Below are 19,615 nucleotides of genomic sequence, written 5' to 3'. Positions count from 1 at the left end.
AAAGGGAATAATAGTCCGTGTTTGAAGCGGGTAAAAAATATATGATTATGAAAACTGTTAAAGCTTGGGAAGAGAAAGTAATTATCCCTACCTACGAAGTTGGAAAACCTGAAAAATATCCTGTTTTTTTAGAAAAAAGAGTGTATCAGGCTAGTAGTGGTGCTGTTTATCCGAATCCAGTTATTGAAAAAATTAGCGATAATAAGGTAGATAAAGAATGGAATGCTATTTATATAGAAAATGCTTACATTAAAGTAATGATTTTACCAGAATTAGGTGGTAGAATACAAATGGCATATGACAAAGTGAGAGAACGTCATTTTGTGTATTACAATCATGTAATAAAACCAGCATTGGTAGGTTTAACTGGCCCTTGGATTTCTGGAGGAATCGAATTTAATTGGCCACAACATCATAGGCCAAGTACCTATGGCCCTACAGATTTTTATATTGAAGAAAATAAAGATGGGAGTAAAACAATTTGGGTAAGTGAACTAGAAAGAATGTTCCGTACAAAGGGAATGGCTGGTTTTACGCTGCATCCAGATAAAGCATATATAGAAATTAAAGCTCAATTATATAACAGAACACCACATCCGCAAACTTTTTTGTGGTGGGCAAATCCTGCTGTTGCAGTTAATGATCATTATCAATCTGTTTTTCCACCAGATGTAAATGCAGTTTTTGATCACGGGAAAAGAGATGTTTCTGAATTCCCAATTGCAAAAGGAGAATACTATAAAGTAGATTATTCACCAGGAACAGATATTTCTAATTATAAGAATATTCCTGTGCCAACAAGTTATATGGCAATTACGTCTAAATATGATTTTGTTGGAGGTTATGAAAATGATTCTAAAGGAGGTTTATTGCATATTGCAGATCATAATGTATCTCCTGGAAAGAAACAATGGACTTGGGGTAATGGAGATTTTGGAAAAGCATGGGATAGAAACTTAACAGATGAAGATGGGCCTTATATCGAATTAATGTGTGGAGTTTACACGGATAATCAACCGGATTTTACGTGGATGCATCCGTATGAAGAAAAGAGTTTTAAACAATATTTTATGCCATATTACAACGTAGGTGTTGTGAAAAATGCGACGAAAGAAGCAATGGTAAATTTAGAAATTGTAGATGGCAAAGCACGTGTAAAAGTTCACGTAACTTCTACATATAATAATGGGGTTATCTCTTTAAAAGGTGAAAATGGTGTTTTATTTGAAAAGATTGTTCAATTGTCTCCTAGAAATGGTTTTGACCAATTAATAGAAATAAACGGAGCTAAATTTGAAGATTTAGAAATAGTTGTTTTAGATAAAACAGGGAATGTTTTAGTTTCTTGGACACCAGATAAAAATCTACCAACTGAAATTCCAGAACCTGCAAAAGCAGCTTTAGATCCTAAAGAGATAGAGAGTGTAGAAGCCTTATTTTTACAAGGTTTACATTTAGAGCAATACAGACACGCAACTTTTAACCCGATGGATTATTACGAAGAAGCGTTAAGAAGAGCTCCAGGTGATGTGCGTTGTAATAATGCAATGGGACTTTTATATTTAAGAAAAGGACAATTAGAAAAAGCGGTTTCTTATTTTGATACAGCTATTGATACATTAACAAACCACAACCCGAATCCTTATGATGGTGAACCTTATTTTAACAGAGGTATTGCTCTTAATTTTTTAGGTAAAAAAGAGGATGCTTATGCAAGCTTCTTTAAAGGATGTTGGAATGCACAATGGCAAGATGCTGGTTATTTTAACTTAGCACAAATAGATACGTTTAGAGGAGATTTAACAAAAGCGTTAGACTTAATAGATAGGGCTTTAATTAAAAACTGGCATAACCACAAAGCAAGACATTTAAAAGTAATTATTTTAAGAAAATTAGGTAAAATAGACAAAGCAAATAAGTTAATAGATGATTCTTTAGAAATTGATAAATTCAATTTTGGAGTATTATATGAGCGTTATTTAATCTCAAACAAACAAGAAGATTTACAAGCTTTTAAAGATATTATTAGAGGTTATGCACATAACTATAACGAGTTTTCTTTAGATTATGCAATGGCAGGTCAGTTTGATGATGCAATTTCTTTACTAAAAATATTTACTAATGATAATGATATAGTTTACCCAATGGTTTATTATTTTATGGGTTGGTATTATGATCAAAAAGGAGATACATCCAATGCTTTAGAATATTATGAAAAAGCTTCTAAAATGCCAGAAGATTACTGTTTTCCTAATAAGATAGAAGAGGTGTTGGCATTGCAAGCAGCTACTAAAGTAAACCCTACGGATGCAAAAGCATTTTATTATTTAGGTAATTTTTGGTACGCAAATAGACAATACAAAGAAGCACAAAATTGTTGGGAAGAATCAGTAAGGTTAGATGATGCATATGCAATTACACACCGTAATTTGTCTTTATTGTATTTCAATAAAACAGATCAAAAAGAATTAGCTAGAACTCATTTAGAAAAAGCTTTTTCTTTAGATAATACAAATGCTCGTTTACTCATGGAGTTAGACCAATTTTACAAAAAAATAAATATTGATGTTGACAAAAGATTGGCTCTTTTAGAAAATAATTTAGAATTAACAGAATTTAGAGACGATTTATATTTAGAAAGAATTTCATTATATAATATTAAAGGAGATTTTGAAAAAGCTGCTGTACTTTTAAACCAAAGACAGTTTCATCCTTGGGAAGGAGCTGAAGGTAAAGTGCCTTTTCAGTATTTAACAATTCAGGTAGAATTGGCTAAAAAGCATATTAGCAATGCTAATTTTGAAAAAGCAATTGAATATTTAGAGCAAGCACAAATTTACCCTCATAATTTAGGTGAAGGAAAGTTACAAGGAGCCCAAGAGAACGATATACATTATTGGTTAGGTTGTGCCTATGAAGGTTTAGGGAAAATAGAAGAAGCTAAAAAATATTTTGAATTAGCTTCTAAAGGTTTAAGTGTGCCAAGTCCTGCAATATTTTACAATGACCAACAACCAGATAAGATATTTTATCAAGGTTTGGCATTGTTAAAATTGGGTAAAAATAAAGAGGCAAACCAGCGTTTTGATAATTTAATAAATTATGGAAATGAGCACATGAATGACGATGTAAAGTTAGATTTCTTTGCAGTTTCATTACCAGATTTATTAATTTGGGAAGAAGATTTAAATGTAATTAATAAGATTCATTGTAACTATCTTATTGGTTTAGGTCAGTTAGGAAAAGGGTTTCAAAATGAAGCAATTAAAACGTTTAAAAAAGTAACAGATATGAGTTTATATCATTTACCAGCTCACATTCATGCTAATTTTAAAGAAAGTTTCTTGAATAATTAAAGTATTGTTTTAAAATAAAAATTATGAAAAACCTTTTTTTAATATTACTTTTTTTGATGAGTGATTCAAAATAATAGTGCAACAGAAAATTAAATATTCAAAATAAAAATATAGAAATGAAATATATAAACTCAATTAATAACATATTGAATGTCAAGCAATTTAGTTTTTTACCAGTAATAGTGGTTATACTGTTAATTGTCACAAGTTGTAATAAAGCTAAAGTGGAAAAGATAGATTTATCTGGTATTTGGGAGGTAAAGTTAGATTCAACCAATATTGGAGCATCAGATAATTGGGCGGCAAGAAAGTTTAAAGGGTCTAAAATAGAATTACCAGGAACATTAGATGATGCAGGTCTTGGAAAACCGAATACCCTAGTGCCAGCCATTAATAATTATGTAATGTCTAATTTAACTAGAAAACATCAGTATATTGGTAAAGCTTGGTATCAAAAAGAAATAGAAATACCTAATTCATGGGATGCGCAAAAGATTATTTTGAGTCTAGAACGAATTATTTGGGAGTCTTCAATCTATGTTGATGGTGAACTTTTAGGTTCTGCTAATAGTTTGGTTGGTGCTCATGAATATGATCTAAGCAAAAACTTAACACCAGGAAAACATTTACTTACCATTGTGATAGATAACTCTAATAAGTTTCCAAATATTAATGTAACAAGTACAAAATATCCTGATAAGGTAAATCAAAATATGGCTCATGCCTATACAAATCACACTCAAATTAAGTGGAATGGAATATTAGGTGATATTACATTAAAAGCTTTAAATAAAAACTACCCTAAAAATTTACAAGTTTACCCTAATTCAGAATTAAATAAGTTGAAAGTTACATTTCAACAAACAATAGCTGAAGATGAAATGGTAAACTGTATTATAAAATCTGTTGATGGGGAAGACGTTTTTAACGAAAAAGTTTCAGTAACAAAACAAGTAGATGGTACCGTTGGTTTTGAAATATCTAAACTTGAAAATCTTAAATTATGGGATGAATTCAATTCAAATTTATATACCGTTGAGGTTATTACAAATTCAGGTAATGTTGAAACTACGTTTGGGTATAAGTTTGTGAGTTCAAAAGATGGAGATTTATTACTTAATGGTAAACGTATTTTTCTTAGAGGAAATTTAGAGTGTGTAATTTTTCCATTAACAGGTTATCCACCAACTGAGAAAGCTGATTGGGCAAAACTAATTAAGCAAGCGAAAGATTATGGACTAAATCATTTGCGTTTTCACTCATGGTGTCCACCAAAAGCGGCTTTTGAAGCAGCTGATGAGGCAGGTTTTTATTATCAAGTAGAGCTACCACATTGGAGTTTGAAAGTAGGTGAAGATGCTAATACTACAGCTTTTTTAAAAGAAGAAGCTCTAAAGATAATTAAAGATTATGGTAATCATCCGTCATTTGTTTTAATGGCTTTAGGTAACGAACTACAAGGAGATATTAATGTTTTAAATACTATGGTTGCTGAATTAAAACCAAAAGATAATAGGCATCTTTATGCAACTACGGCATTTTCTTTTCAGAAACCAACAGGTACAAGACCAGAAAAAGAAGATGAGTTTTTTATTGCACAATGGACAGATAAAGGATGGATTCGTGGGCAAGGAATTTTTAATGATAAACCGCCTCACTTTAATGCAGATTATACCTCGGGAAGTGCACATATTGACATTCCTTTAATATCGCATGAAATTGGACAATATTCGGTTTATCCTGATATGAGTGAAATTTCTAAATACACGGGCGTTTTGGAGCCACTTAATTTTATAGCTGTAAAACAAGATTTAGAAAAAAAAGGTTTGATTGATTTAGCGCCAGATTTTACACATGCATCAGGTAAGTTGGCAGCACTATTATATAAAGAAGAAATAGAGCGTGCTCTAAAAACACCAAGTTTTGATGGCTTTCAATTATTACAACTACAAGATTTTCCTGGTCAAGGTACTGCTTTGGTTGGTTTACTTAATGCTTTTTGGGAATCTAAAGGTATAATTTCAGCTGAAGAATTTAGCCAATTTAATAGTGAATTAGTTCCACTAATAAGGTTTGAGAAAGCTATTTATGAAACAGGAGAATCTTTTAAAGCATCAATAGAAATTGCAAATTTTTTCCAAGAAAAACAAAATCAAATAATAGATTGGGCTATAACTGATGAAACCGGAGAGGTAGTTAAAAAAGGGAGTTTTAAAGATGTTAATTTATTGATTGGAAATAACATTAATTTAGGTTCTATTAATTATAAAATAGACGCTAAATCAGCTGAAAAATTAACTGTAACAGTTAATTTGAAAGGAACGAAATATAAAAATAGTTGGAATATTTGGGTCTACCCAAAAGAGGTACATGAAAATGATGAAAATATTTTAATAACGTCTTCTTTTCAGGATGCTTTAAAAGGATTAAGTATAGGGAAGAGTGTATTTTTAAATCCAGATTATAAAAATTTACAAGGTATTGAAGGACGTTTCGTACCTGTTTTTTGGAGCCCAGTTCATTTTCCAAATCAACCAGCTACAATGGGGCTTTTATTAGATGATAAACATCTAGCTTTTTCAAGTTTTCCAACAAGTACTCATACAGATTGGCAATGGTGGGATTTATGTATAAATTCAAAATCTATAATTACAGATTCGTTGAATGTAACACCAATAGTGCGAGTTATCGATAATTTTGTAACCAATCATAATTTAGCAACAGTTTTTGAAGCCAAAGTAGGTAAAGGAAAGTTAATCTTTTCATCAATTGATTTGATGTCCAATTTAATTGATAGACCTGTAGCTAGGCAGTTGAGATTTAGTTTGCTAGAATATATGAATAGTAATGAGTTTAATCCATCTAAAAATTTAGATTTTGAAAGTTTAAAAAAAGTTTTTTTGAATAAAAAGAAAAGTGATTTTTCTACTGAAGATATTTATCAGTAAATTTAATTTTTAATGTAATTTGTATCAACAAAATATTGTATAATTAAAAGTTAAACCTGTACATATAATTTACTATTTTTATAGAACGGGAGTCCAATAAGTATGTTTTCAAAGTACTGGATTTCAAGCTTGTAATATGCAAGGTTTTTACAATTGTAGCTCAAGCCTATAAAAATATCTTTTTATAGGCTTAGATTTATCTTGTAAAATATCCTGTTTGAGATATAAATAAATTCCATATAGGTAGTTAATTGTTTTATTTCGTTAATTTTCATCAGGTTGAATCCAATCTGCATTTCTAATAAATAGAATATATTGGGCATAATCTGTTGTATTGGTGCCTTCAATAATATCATACGCATCCCAAATGGTTACTAGTTTTTTAACTTTTGTTCCTCTTGTAGAGTTTAAATAAGGCGAATTTTTAGCATCTAATTTTAGTAAACTTATAGTGTTTGGTTTTGTTACTTTTTTATAGTCAGCAATCCCTTTTATGTACATAAACAATCTGTTGTCTTGCGAATACTTAAACTTTGTAAATGCCTTGCCTTTATCTTGCATAAATTTTGGCAAGGCTCTACTATCTACAGTTAATTTAGAATCTACATATAAACTGTTTAAGCTTACCATTTTATTGGTATATGGTAATGTAGTATCTTTTTTTACACGTCCTGCAAAAGTATAGTGGTATGCTTGTAGCGTATGTGAAAACCCAAATCCGCCATAAATATTCTTATTTTTCCATTGATTTTGAGTAAATAAACGTTTAAAATTTTGATACATAAATTTATCTCTACTTCTGTTTTCTTTGTAATTCGCTAGATTAAATGCAATGTTTTTTAATAGGTTAAAAGTACTTTCATCAAAAGAAGATTTTTCGTTTTCTAATATAGTCTCAAGTTCTGTTTTAGACCAAGAAATTAATGCGTCATTATCACTCTGAATCTCATTGTGATATTTTTTAGGAAGTTTCTCTTTCAATAATTTTCTAACCAAATCAAAGTCTGCTATTCTGTCTACACCCACAAGTTTAAATTTTGAGTTTTCAGGAAGTTGATGGTAATAGGCTCTCATTTTTTTCCATTTATTTCTGTATTGTTCAGAAATACTTCCTATAAAAACAGGCCATTTTTTTAATATATTTTTAAGTTCAATTTCATTAGAACCTTTAATATATTCTTGCAAGTAATATCCTTGGGCCATATCCATTTCAGCCAAATAAACATCTACTTTTATTTTTTTATTGATTTGACTGAATACTGCAAAATCAATTCTTGGTGATGTTTCTACTTCGTGTACTTCACCTACTAAAAAAAGTTTATTTTGATAAAAATGATCATCTAGTGAGTTAAACTGAAGAGAATCTTTCATTTTAACGACTTCCGTATTTTCTTTTAAATAGCTAACATATTTATTAGAAGAGCAGCTAGAAAATAGTGCGATAGACATTACTAAGATAACAAGTGTTGAAGTTTTCATTTTGATTGTTTTTTTAAATTCTCTACAAATAGAAAACATAAAAACAAAAGCAAAAAATAAGTGTGACTAACTTGATGTCTTTGGTATAAAATTGAAGCGTGTGGGCTAATTTTGAAGCTCTTGGGACGAATTTGAAAGCCTATTACTTAAGGCTTTATAATAAAGTTGAGAGATTGGAATGATTTCTTCTGATGCTGTAATTCTTATAAAACGTTTTCTCGCATTTCCTTCTACAGTTTTAAGATAATCTAGATTTACCAAGTACGATCGATGCACTTGCCAAGCATTAGGTAACTGTTTCATAATATTAGATAATGTATTTCGAAACGTTTTTTGTGCTACACCTTTTTCTGTTTTAAAATAAACATCTACATAATTTTGTTGTGCTCTTGCAAAAATAAAATCGGATTCTAAAATGCTTAAAGTTTCAGATTTATTATTCCCAGTAATGGTTATTGAGTTGATTTTTTTAGTATTCTTTTTATTGCTTAATGGAACTTCTATAACACCATACTTAGAGCGTAAATAAAGCCATATAGGCACTACAATTGGTGTAAATGGCAAACAGAATGCTTTAGCAAAACCCCAAATTGCTTTTAAAGTAAATGTATGTAGGTTGCTAACTATTAAAAAATGATAAAAGAAAGCAAAAACAAAGATTAGAAAGAGCGTTATTGTTATATAAAGAAATTCATTAACTACAAACCAACGGTTAGTTTGCTTTTTATAAACATAGTTTTCAATAATATGCGCTAGTAGTAAAGGAATTATAATGCAAAGAGCATAGCCTGATAGGATGATATATTTGTAAGAAAACGTATTACTATTATCAAAAGGTTCTAGGCTTATTAACAGTAATGGTACTAATATTCCTAACACTACAGAAATCAAAAAAGTATGTTTCCAGCTTTTTGTATATGCAATAGTCTTATTTAATGAAATCATTAGTTATTAAAATTGTTTTATGTTTAAGTCAACTTGAAGTTGTTGAATATTAAAATCAGTTTTTAATTAAATCTAAATGTTTTTTACAAGGTTTAGTAACGTTGATTTTGCTCAAAGTTAATTAAAAATTCTAAACATTTTTTTAAAGCAAAATTAAGATGGTATATGCACCGTTGTAGATGAAATTTTATAAGTGTTGATTAAAGAGACGTTCACCAGCTATTTTAGTTGGAAGCGTCTATTTTATAATACTACTTTTTCTAATTATTATTACATCAATTAAAATAGTGCTTAAGATTATTTACTTTTAGTTTGTGTTTTATTTAAGTTCTTTTTAATTGACTGTAATTATATTATCAAGAAGCCAATTAAAATTGATAGAGTCAATTGTTTTAGAATTTTTAATTATAGAATATTGATATTTTTCTCACTAACTACCTTTTATTGATAGCTTTAATTATTCTATCTTCCTTAATTAAAACATCTTTCATTAAAAGTTGATATGGAAATTGTTTATGCTTTGAATTTTTAAAAGCTTCAAGTATTCTTAATAGAGAAGAAGCTGTTATTAATGATAAATTTAACTCAAAATCAACATCACAATCGTTTACAAACTCATCACTGAAATCTGGTGCAACTAATAATGATTTCACAACATTATGTCCGTTTCCAGTTGCTAAATCAATGTATGATTTCATTTGTCGTGTCACTGAACTAAATTTATTGTAACCACTTTCCTTAACAGTTTTACACTCAATAATTATTAATCCATTGTCTCCTAAATTTAAAACAAGGTCAATTTTATTCTTTTTAGTATTAAGTTTCTTTTTTAAATCTTCATCAACATTAAATCCAAGTTTTTCAAATATTGTTTTTGTAATGTCTTCGAATTTTATTCCTAATTCTGCTTCTTTTAAGCTTATTCCATTATCTTTTAATGCGTTTAAGTTTCTAAACCCTATATTTTCATAATTTTCGATAAATAAATTATCTGCATCTTTATAACCATCGAGGATGTTTAAAATAGGATTTCCTCGTTTCTTTAAGTTGTATTTTTCACAAAAAACAAGAAGTTCTTTTTTATCTATTATATCGAGTATATCTCTAGGTTTAATATTGAAATCTAATAAATATTCACTTTTTAATACAAATTCATCTTGCATTTCAAATTCTGCTCGAATAATCTTATTAAGACTAGGGAAAGTCTCGTTTAGATCAGAAAGTAATTGGCTATATCCGTCTATTGAAATTCCAACTTTTTCATCTTTTTCAATTTCATCGAAGTATGCAATTAAATTACTTATTTTTTCATCTATAGTAGTCCCTTTTAAATTACCTGAGATTTCAAATCCTTTACTCCAAACTTCATTGACAAATTTTTTCTTATCAGTTAATGAAGTTCCTTCTTTATGAAGCTCATTTGAGAGTAATTTTGAAAATGAAATACCTTCGTTGATAATATTTTTAATTTTTTCATTAAGAGGTAATTTAATATCTATGTTGTGATTTCTACAGACAAGATTAATTTGAGGCTCTCTTAATTGTTTTAAAAATCTGCGATAAAATTTGTCTGCAACTTGTTTTTTACGAATTTTTCTTAAAACCCTAACAATTTCGTCAGCGACATAAACTTGTCTATTTTTTTTGGAGTAAAAAATTAAACCTACTGATTTTAAGTCGCTGATAACTTGTTCAATTTGTAATTTAGTAGGAGGGATAACAATGTAATTTATTAACTTAATTTCTTCTTGTGATAGCTCAAGTTCATTTGATAAAGTTAATAAAATAGATAATTCATCATTTGTTATTTTTGTATCTCTATTACAAACATTATCATTAAAATATGCTGTATTTACACAGGCTTTATAAACTAAATAATCACGTTTTCTTTGAATGTCAATATCTGATTTATCATTATTAAGTTTTTTAATTAATTCAGTTGTTTTCTTTTTAATGCCTTTAATTTCTTTTTCGTAGAGATTTGTAAACCAATCTTCTTTAATAAGATTATGTCCATCTCTGATAATAATATCGATTAGAATATCAAGTTGAGAAGTTGTATTCACAAATTCTTGTTTTATTACTTCTGTAAATTCATTAGTAATTAGGTTAAATACTTTAGCAATATTTATATTATCAATAGTTTTTAAGTTATTGTTATTGTCTGATAATATTTTATCAATTTCTTTGTAATTACTCGGATGATTTGAAATTATATTATCAATGATTTTTAGGAATGAGTTCTTTTCAAGCGAGTTTACATTATCTAATATTTTTTCTAATTTCATAGTCTTTTGTTTTTATAAAGTAATTTGTCAATTTTTTTTTCTAATAAATCAATTTTAATTTCAAGTGTATCATTATTATCACTAACCATAGCATCTACAAAAATTGAATTAACAAGAGATAGACCAAAGATACCTCCCGAGATTACAACAAAAATAAAATACAAGTATGTGAAAAAGGATGTTGTAGGTGTTAAGTTATGGGTTATTAAGTCTGGAATTTCGTACCACCCTTCAACAGTAAAAATTTTGAACGTAGTATAAAGAGAATTTAGTGGGTTTCCAAAATGTTCAGGTGAAACTCCTTTAAAAAGATAGAAGGATAAGATGCTAATTATGAATATGTAAATTATAAATCCAATAAAAACGAAAACAGATGCTTTTAATGCTCTGTTAATACCTTTTATTAGATGTTCTATTCCTGGGATAAATTTTAAAAATCTAAATGATTTAAAAATTCTCATAACTCTAAATACAAGTAAGAAACTTAAATTTGTAATTTCTAAATTTCCAATAAAGGCAATTAATGAAGGAATTGATAATGCAATTAAAATAAAATCAAATTTTCTCCAATTAGAATTAAAATAACCTTTTATTCCAAATTCTTTAAATTTTACGATTAGCTCGGTAATGAAAAGAACTGTTATTAGATTATCTGTTAAAGCTAGTGTAAATCTATTGCCTAAAGACATTTCAAACCCACTTAGAAATATTGTTACGGCATTTATAAGAATTAATAGAAGTATAAATTTATCGTTTAGAAATAGTTTTGTTGTCATCCTATATTTTCTTCTTTTTTATAGATTTGTTAGAATTATAGCAACCTAATTAGTACATGATATAGTATTTTTTTTACCAATTATTTACATTTTTTTTATTCATTTAGTATCCAAATTAGAGACTTTTCTTGCTCTAAAATGTATTATGTTTTTTTTTAGGTTCGTATGAATATTTACATATCAATTCACCAAGATTTAAGTTCTCTATTTTTATAGAGTATATAATTACTCGAAAAATACAATAATTAAATATTTTAATGTTACGGATTTCCGTAGAGGTAAGTTACTTTTATTAAACTAAAAAAGCCTCTCATAAACAATATATGAGAGGCTTTCTGTATTTTAGGTTTTGTAATTTTATAAATCGTACTGATTTACTCCATCTACAATTCTGTTTCTAAATTCAAGAATATCATTAGCTTTATAACTAACACCATTAAATTCGAAAGAATAGTTTAGTTTAACCTCACGTGTTTCTGGATTATAAGATGACCCACCGTCGTCTATAACAGGAACACCACCTTCTGCTGTGCTTATGCTTATTGAGTTGTCATCAGCTATAGTAATATATAGCTTTTTATCAGCTCCTCTTAAGTCCGTAAGACCGTCATAAGACAAAGTATTTGGAGAAACCATAGTTAATTCTAAGGCATCTGTAATTTCACCTGGATATTCAATAGTTTCTTGTGTTGTTCCATCATTTTTTACAAATTGTCCTTTTTGAACGTAGTTACCATATAATTGATTGATATAGGTAAAGGTAATCATGGATGTTTTGTAATCTGTTAAAATAGAATCTGCTTTTACTACATTGTCTAATTCAAACCCTAAAGCATAATTATTGCCAAGAGATAATGCGTCATTAAGAAAGTTGATAGAATCTGCTTTTACATAAACAAACCCTTGAGTTTTACCTGATGGAATAATTATTTTATTATTTGCAGGGTTTCCTTCACTATCTACAAGGCTATAATAATTTGAAGGTAAAACAGTGCGACCTTGATCTGTTACAAGTGCATCATTTAACGAAAATGTTACTTCTACATTTTCAGAATTAGAAAGTCTTCCACCTAGTACAACACCAACTCCAATTTGCATTCCTTCACCCATTATAAAAGTACGGTCAATTGTTGGTTTTGGTAAGTAAACTGAAGTAAATTCAAATTCATCTTCAACAAAATCATCATAACACGATACAATACTAAGTCCAATTATAACCAATACCAATAATTTGGAAATAGATTTTAATTTGTTATTTTTCATAATCTTTATGTTTAATTTTTTTACCATCCTTGGTTTTGTTTCAAATTTGTGTTTATAATTAGTTCATCATAAGGTAAAGGTAAATAATAGTTTTTATTTCCATAACCTCTTGCTTCCACTTGTATATTGTCATAAGAAAAAGTTTCATCTTCGTTTTTAGTGATTTTAACACCATTAACGTTTTCTATATTTACAATATCTTTCCATCTTCTTAAATCGTGAAATCTTTCACCTGTAAAACATAATTCTATACGTCTTTCATTTTTTATTAAATTTTCAAAAAGATTTGCATCAGCGGCAGCTTCATCTAAATATGGATCTGATGTAAAACCAGCTCTTTTTCTAATTTCAGCGATAACTTCTTTTGCAGAATAATTTAAACCTGGAGGAGCAGTTTCTGCTTGTCCGTATGCATTATAAACAGCTTCAGCATAACTTAAGTAAATATCTGTTAAACCTAATTGAACATACACTTTTGGTAGTGTAGTTGTAGCATTAATTGCTGATGGGTCAAAATTTAGGTTGTTTAAATATTTCTTTAAATAATACCCTGTTCTTGTACCTTCGTTAGGAATAAACCCTCCAAAATTATCTAAACCTCCTTCAAACATTTCTAAAGCATTGTAATTTGTACAATTTTCAGATTGAAAGCATTGGTCTCCGTTGTAAAATATAAATTTATAAAATCTATTATCTCTAGAGCTATAAGGTGTTGCTGGGTCATATAAACTTGAAGCATTGCTTATAGGATATCCGTTTGAATCTGGAAATGCATCCACTAAGTTTTGTGAAGGATTTACTTCCCCTTGTCCGTATAAAGTTGGAGGATATAGGCGTTGTTCTAGTGAATTGTTATTTCTAGAATTACGCATTCTCCAAATTTGGTCTGGGTTGTCTTCTCTACTATTGTTAAAAGGTTGTAAAGATTTTAAACCACCATTTTGCTCAATTACTTCATGTGCATATTCTGCTGCCAATACCCATTTAGAGTTGTCATTTGATGGGTTAAAAGCAGGACTTGCAGCAAATAGGGCTACTTTAGCCTTTAATGCATAAGCAGCTAAACCACTTGCTCTACCTGTTTCAAGGTCGCTATATCCAGGGTTGTCATTTTCACTCCCTGAATATATAAGTGGAAGATTTTCAATAGCAACATCTAAATCTGCCATAATTTGGTCTACACACTCATCATAAGTATTTCTACTTAATGTAGCATATTCTTCATTTTCTAAAGTTCCATTTACAATTGGAAAACCAAGCATAGTTCCATCTGCAGATGGTCCACCATATATTTTTAACAATTCCCATTCGGCCCAAGCTTTTAAGAAATGTGCTTCTCCATAATATCTAGCAACAATTTTATCGCTAAAAGGTTGGCTTGCTTCAGATGGTAAATAAGGTAATCCTGCGTCATGAACCAAATCTATATATTGATAAACTTGTCTAATATTATTATAAGATTGTTGCCAAACATAATTGTAAGGGTGACTTTCAGCTGCTCCCCAATTGTTATTTGCATAATTTGTTTCTGAAGAATTTAAAACTCCATTATCTGTTAGGTACTCAACTGAAAAATCAGTAAAATATCTAAAAGAGTAATCCGTGTAAATATCTTCAATAATACCTCTAGATCGTAATCCAGAAGTTATAACTTCTTCTTCTGATGTGTATTGAAGTGTATCTTCTAAAAAATCATTACACCCTGTAATGCAGAGCATTAATGTAATAATTATTAATATGTTTTTAGTTAATTTCATTTTTTTTTATGTTTTAACTTATTAAAAATTAATAGTAGTACCTAAAGAGAAAGTTTTCATCATAGGGTATTCAGAAAAACCAGCACTTGGGTCTTCTGGATCTAAATCTTTCATTTTACTAAATACTGCCAAATTAGTACCTCTTAAAAATATTTTTACGTTAGATAATGGAGTGTTAGCGATTAATGTTTCTGGCATTGCATACCCTAATTCTAAGTTTGCAATTTTAAAAAAGCTTCCATCTAATATCCAATAATCAGAGTTTTTGTAATTATTAATACTAGTTAAAGTACTTAATCTAGGGTTTGCATTTCCATTAGGTAAATCATTATTTACACTTCCATAATAGTTACCTAAACCGCTGTGTTTGTAGTATGAATATGAGTTTAAATTAATATCATATCCTGCAACACCCATACCTGTAATATCTAGATTGAAATTTTGGTATTCAAATCCAACACTAATACCATAATTATATCTTGGAGTGCTGTTACCAATAGCTTTTTGATCTCTAGTATCAATTATATTATCACCGTTTAGGTCAACATATTTAATATCTCCAATTTGTACGTCTCCAAATTGAGGTAGTGCATCACCAATATTTTCTGCTGTAAAAAGTCCATCACTTACATAACCTGTAATTAGATCTTGAGCTTTACCTTCTTGTAATCTGTATTCGTCTGGATATTGAACTTCAGCTATTTTTTGTCCTATAGATTTATAGTGTCCAACATTTGCACTTATATAATACTTTAAAGCATTTGTGTTGTTGTTAAAAGTTACACTAGAGTTAAACCCTTTATTTCTACTTTGTTTGTAGTTTAACTGAGGTAAATACACATCATTTCCTAAGGCACTTGCATAAAGTTGACTTGCTTTTACAACTTGATTGTTAACTTCAATATCAAAGTAATTAAAATCTAATCGTAATTTTTTAAGCAGTTGTAATTCTATACCAGCAAATAATTGATTGTATTCAACCCAATCAATAGCTTCATTACCTGTTGTACTTAATCTATATCCTAGCTCATCTTGTGATGGGTTTCCTGTTGTACCAAGAAAAGTAGTACCATTGTTTCTACCACCACTCCAAGTATCTAAATATAAAAGAGTTTCAAAACCATATTCGGTTCCTACTATACCATATGATGTTCTAAATTTTAAGTAATCTATTACGTTATTATCTTTTAAAAATTCTTCATTTGATGCTACCCAGGCTGCACCAAAAGTAGGGTAATATTTAGTTTTATTTTCATCAAGAAATCTTGAACTACTACTAGAGTTTAGATTGGCATATAAAATATATTTATCTTTTAGAGCGTACGCACCATTTAAGTTTAATGTTATATTACGTTTATCTGTTTGACTAGAATTAGTATTTGGTTGATAATATAAAAGATGATTTAAATTTAAATTTAAGACACTTTCATCAAATTTTTTGATGTAGCTAAAATTACCTCCATAAGCAAAATCTCTTTGAATTGCACCTCCTGTTCTTCCAACAGATAGGTCTAAATATTCATTTTTATTTACTTTTAAAGCTAAAGAATCTTGCCCTGTAATATCTTGAAAGTTTTCTAGGGTGTACAAACCAGGAGTATTATTAGTAACTAAAGAGTGTGCATTATAAGTTTTCATCATAATGTATGTACTATAGGAAAGGCCTTCAACAAATTTTCCAAAATCGAAATCCATACCCAAATCAAAAATCATATTAGAAGTATAATCTGTTCTTGTTCCTCCATTTTCTAATTCTGATAATAAATTAGTTTGATATTGATTATTAACAACATAAGCAGAGTCTCCAACTTTTAAAGGGAAAGCGTTTGCTGGTGTGTTTGTTATCCAACTAAACGTATCGTTAGGTCCAATTACAGGTCTGTCGTTAAGTCCAAATCTACCATAAACACTAGCATGAGCTTTTAAAATATCATTAATTTTTGTATTAATTTTAGTTCTAAAAGTAATGTTTCGACCATCAATTGCTCCAATTTTTTCTAATCCTTTCCAGTCTGAATAACCTAGAAAAGCACTGTATGTAAGATCTTCTTTTCCACCGTATAAGTTAAGAGATAAATAATTAGATGGAGTAGAGTCTTCTAAAAATGTTTCTTGAGAATCTATATTTGGAAAATTAATTGGGTCTGAACCATTTTTGTATGCTTCAATAGCTTCTGGGCTATATATATTAGCTAATCCATCATTATTTGCCGCTTGGTTTACTACAGTTGCATACTCTGCAGCCGATAATAAATTAGGCAAGTGAGAAGGTGTGTTATAAGAATTTTGATAATTAACTTCAATTACTGGTTTACTAGGTTTATTCCCTTTTGTAATTACGTAAATAAGTCCATTATCACCTAAATTTCCTAACAAAGAGTTAAAAGTTGCATCGTTAAGTACTATTACTTCCTCTATATCTCTTAAATCAACTTGTAAACCTCTAGGTTGACCATCGATTAATACGTTAGGAGTACCGCCATTTAGGGTATATGAATACCCACCATTTCCTGGGGTGTTACTAGTTCTAATAATTCTTAATCCAGGTACTTTTCCTCTTAATGAGTTCATTAAATTATCACCACCTGATTTTCTTAATTCATCACCAGAAATTCTAAAGATAGCACCAGTTGTTTGTGTAATGTTAAAAACTCCAAATGGTGTTTTTAGAAATTCATCATTATTTGTTATTTGTTGCGAATCTTCTTGAGCTGCTACACTTTTTAATGGGGTATTTTGAGCTACACCAATATTAATAGCGAGAACATTAAATACGCAGAAAACAAAACCTTTTAATTTTTTTATGGTTATTTTCATTTGTTTTATTTTATAGTTTTAAGTTAGATGTTTTAGATATAGTCTTTAAAAAAGATATATTACCAGCCATCTGTTTGTCTAAATGTTGGTACTGCTTCAATTTCTGAACTAGGAATTGGCCACCAATAGTTTCTTTCACTAAATGTTTTTCTTAAATCTGTGCGCTCTACATTTTCATAACTAAATCCTGATGGGTAAATTTCTGATTCTCCACCTTGCCAACGCATTTCTAAAAATTCAACTTTTAAGTTTTCTTCTAAATGAGCCGTTTTCCATCTTCTTATATCATCATATCTAAAACCTTCAAAACATAATTCAATAGCACGTTCATTTCTAATTCGTTCTCTTAGACCATCTTTAGAACCAGAGTATTTAGCATTTACATTAGGCATTCCCACTCTGTTTCTTATTTTATTTACAGCATCAAGGGCAGATAAGCTTGCTCCTGGTGCAGTTCCTCCTGGACCATAAGCTTCATTTGCAGCTTCAGCATAGTTTAAATAAATTTCAGACATTCTAAACACAATATTATTTGCATAGTAGTCTAAGTGACCTTTCCAACCAGATGTTAAATAATATCCATTTGGAATCCATTTTCTTATACGTAACCCGGTTGTATTTAAAACTTGCCAGTATCTATTAGTTGGTGTTGCAGGGTCATGAATGTCTAATCCTAGTTTACCTTCTTCATTTACAATTGCTAAATCAGCAGCACCTGAATTGTTTACGGCATTTGCAGTAGTTACTGTCCATGGAACTCCATCAAATAAAATTGCATTGTAAAATCTAGGATCTCTATTAATAAATGGTTCTTGAGGGTTGTATGAAGGGTCGTCTTCAATTGGAAGACCACTTTTTGTTTCAAATTTTTCTATAAAATTAGCTAATGCTCCAATATTCATTGGGTTATTGTTACCTTTTGCTATGTCAAACCCTGTTGTTAAATATGTTCTAGGAAGCGGAACTAAAGTTCCACCACCACCAGCAGTAAAATCATTTACCTCCATAAAAATTACTTCTTGAGGTAATGTCTTTGATTTACCTGCTCCAACAAATACATTTCGATAAGGTAGTAAAGCTTCTGGTTCTGGAGTAAATAGATCAGCTCCATTATGGTCAACGTCTATACTGTTAGCACTGCTTGCGTCTACAAGGTTGTATAAACCATTTTCATTTGCATAATTAATTAGGTCTGAAGCAGCAGTTGCAGCATCTATCCAAGGTTGTTGGTCGTTTGAAGTATTTACTAAAGGACTGGCAGCAAATAATGTAATTCTAGATTTTAGAGCCATAGCAGCACCTCTTGTTGGTCGTCCTACATTTTCAGATTCCCATGCTATTGGAAGTAAGCTTATAGCAAGATCTAGATCTTCTAACATATCTGCTAAATTACTAGCATAAGTTTCTCTTTCTCGTTCTAGAGGTTCGTTAAGACTTAAGTTTTCTTTTAAATAAACAAGACCTCCGTGACGTTTTGTTATTAAGTGGTAAAAATAGGCTCTTAAAAAATACGCTTGGCCAATTAAGCCGTTAACATCTTCTTCGGAAGCATTACTTATTTTATCACTATTTTCAAGAAAACTATTTACAGTTCTAATTCCTTTCCAAGATTCAAAATATCTAGATACAAAATTTGGTGTAGTAGCAGTTCCAGCTCCAGGTGATAGGTTCATTAAACCTAAATAATCTGAATTGGCGTACGACATATATCTTTGAGGTACACTATTACCCATTCTGCCAGGGTAACCTTCTCCAGACATTGTCATACCTGGAAGTATATCTGGGGTACTAGATTTAGCACTTACTTCAGAAATTAAGTAGGTGTAAGCACCATCTAAATATTTTTTAGCCAAATAAATGTCGCTAAATACATCGTTTTGGTCTAATGATTCGAAGGATTGTTCATTGTCTAAATAATCTTCACAGCTAATAAAAAGGCTTGCCAAGATTAAAATAAATGTATATTTTGTTTTTTTCATAATTTTA

Annotated in this window: 10 protein-coding genes; 2 read left to right on the top strand and 8 right to left on the bottom strand. The window is 29.5% G+C overall.

The genetic code is table 11. The features are described from left to right. Positions 1-47: 47 nt before the first annotated feature. Together MHL31_RS08980 and MHL31_RS08975 are read left to right on the top strand one after the other, a co-directional pair. A complete protein-coding gene (locus tag MHL31_RS08980; protein ID WP_240225602.1) occupies positions 48-3,356 on the top strand; it encodes a DUF5107 domain-containing protein in 3,309 nt (1,102 codons plus the stop codon). A gap of 224 nt (positions 3,357-3,580) precedes the next feature. After that, complete coding sequence (locus MHL31_RS08975) at positions 3,581-6,304, top strand: sugar-binding domain-containing protein (protein ID WP_240225601.1); 2,724 nt, start codon at positions 3,581-3,583, stop codon at positions 6,302-6,304. Between the two features lie 264 nt (positions 6,305-6,568). Here the strand turns inward: MHL31_RS08975 and MHL31_RS08970 are convergent, their stop codons facing one another. The 8 genes from MHL31_RS08970 to MHL31_RS08935 all read right to left on the bottom strand — a co-directional run bounded on the left by MHL31_RS08970 (position 6,569) and on the right by MHL31_RS08935 (position 19,608). Continuing rightward, positions 6,569-7,783 (bottom strand): hypothetical protein, encoded by a 1,215-nt coding sequence (locus tag MHL31_RS08970; RefSeq protein ID WP_240225600.1) that lies wholly within the window; start codon positions 7,781-7,783, stop codon positions 6,569-6,571. 105 nt (positions 7,784-7,888) lie between these two features. Beyond that, positions 7,889-8,728 carry a LytTR family DNA-binding domain-containing protein gene (locus tag MHL31_RS08965; protein ID WP_240225599.1) on the bottom strand — a complete coding sequence of 280 codons (840 nt, stop codon included), beginning with the start codon at positions 8,726-8,728 and terminating at the stop codon, positions 7,889-7,891. A 434-nt stretch (positions 8,729-9,162) separates the two neighbouring features. Then, positions 9,163-11,016 (bottom strand): hypothetical protein, encoded by a 1,854-nt coding sequence (locus MHL31_RS08960; RefSeq protein ID WP_240225598.1) that lies wholly within the window; start codon positions 11,014-11,016, stop codon positions 9,163-9,165. Then, a complete protein-coding gene (locus MHL31_RS08955; RefSeq protein ID WP_240225597.1) occupies positions 11,013-11,792 on the bottom strand; it encodes an ion transporter in 780 nt (259 codons plus the stop codon). The genes MHL31_RS08960 and MHL31_RS08955 overlap by 4 nt, the downstream gene beginning before the upstream one ends. 357 nt (positions 11,793-12,149) lie before the next feature. Further along, the gene (locus tag MHL31_RS08950) at positions 12,150-13,055 is read right to left on the bottom strand and encodes a DUF1735 domain-containing protein (protein WP_240225596.1); all 906 of its coding nucleotides are present in this window, start codon (positions 13,053-13,055) and stop codon (positions 12,150-12,152) included. Positions 13,056-13,075: 20 nt separating this feature from the next. Then, a complete protein-coding gene (locus tag MHL31_RS08945) occupies positions 13,076-14,812 on the bottom strand; it encodes a RagB/SusD family nutrient uptake outer membrane protein (RefSeq protein ID WP_240225595.1) in 1,737 nt (578 codons plus the stop codon). A 21-nt stretch (positions 14,813-14,833) separates the two neighbouring features. Next, positions 14,834-17,629: a SusC/RagA family TonB-linked outer membrane protein gene (locus MHL31_RS08940; RefSeq protein WP_240225594.1), complete on the bottom strand. Its 2,796-nt coding sequence runs from the start codon at positions 17,627-17,629 to the stop codon at positions 14,834-14,836. Between the two features lie 59 nt (positions 17,630-17,688). Beyond that, on the bottom strand, positions 17,689-19,608 hold the full coding sequence (locus MHL31_RS08935; RefSeq protein ID WP_240225593.1) for a RagB/SusD family nutrient uptake outer membrane protein: 1,920 nt from the start codon (positions 19,606-19,608) through the stop codon (positions 17,689-17,691). Positions 19,609-19,615: the final 7 nt, after the last annotated feature.

This window comes from Lutibacter sp. A80 (assembly GCF_022429645.1).
In the GTDB taxonomy this organism is placed as follows: Bacteria; Bacteroidota; Bacteroidia; order Flavobacteriales; family Flavobacteriaceae; genus Lutibacter.
Note: the sequence above shows the minus strand (reverse complement) of the source record. Positions and strands in the feature narration are given on the sequence as shown.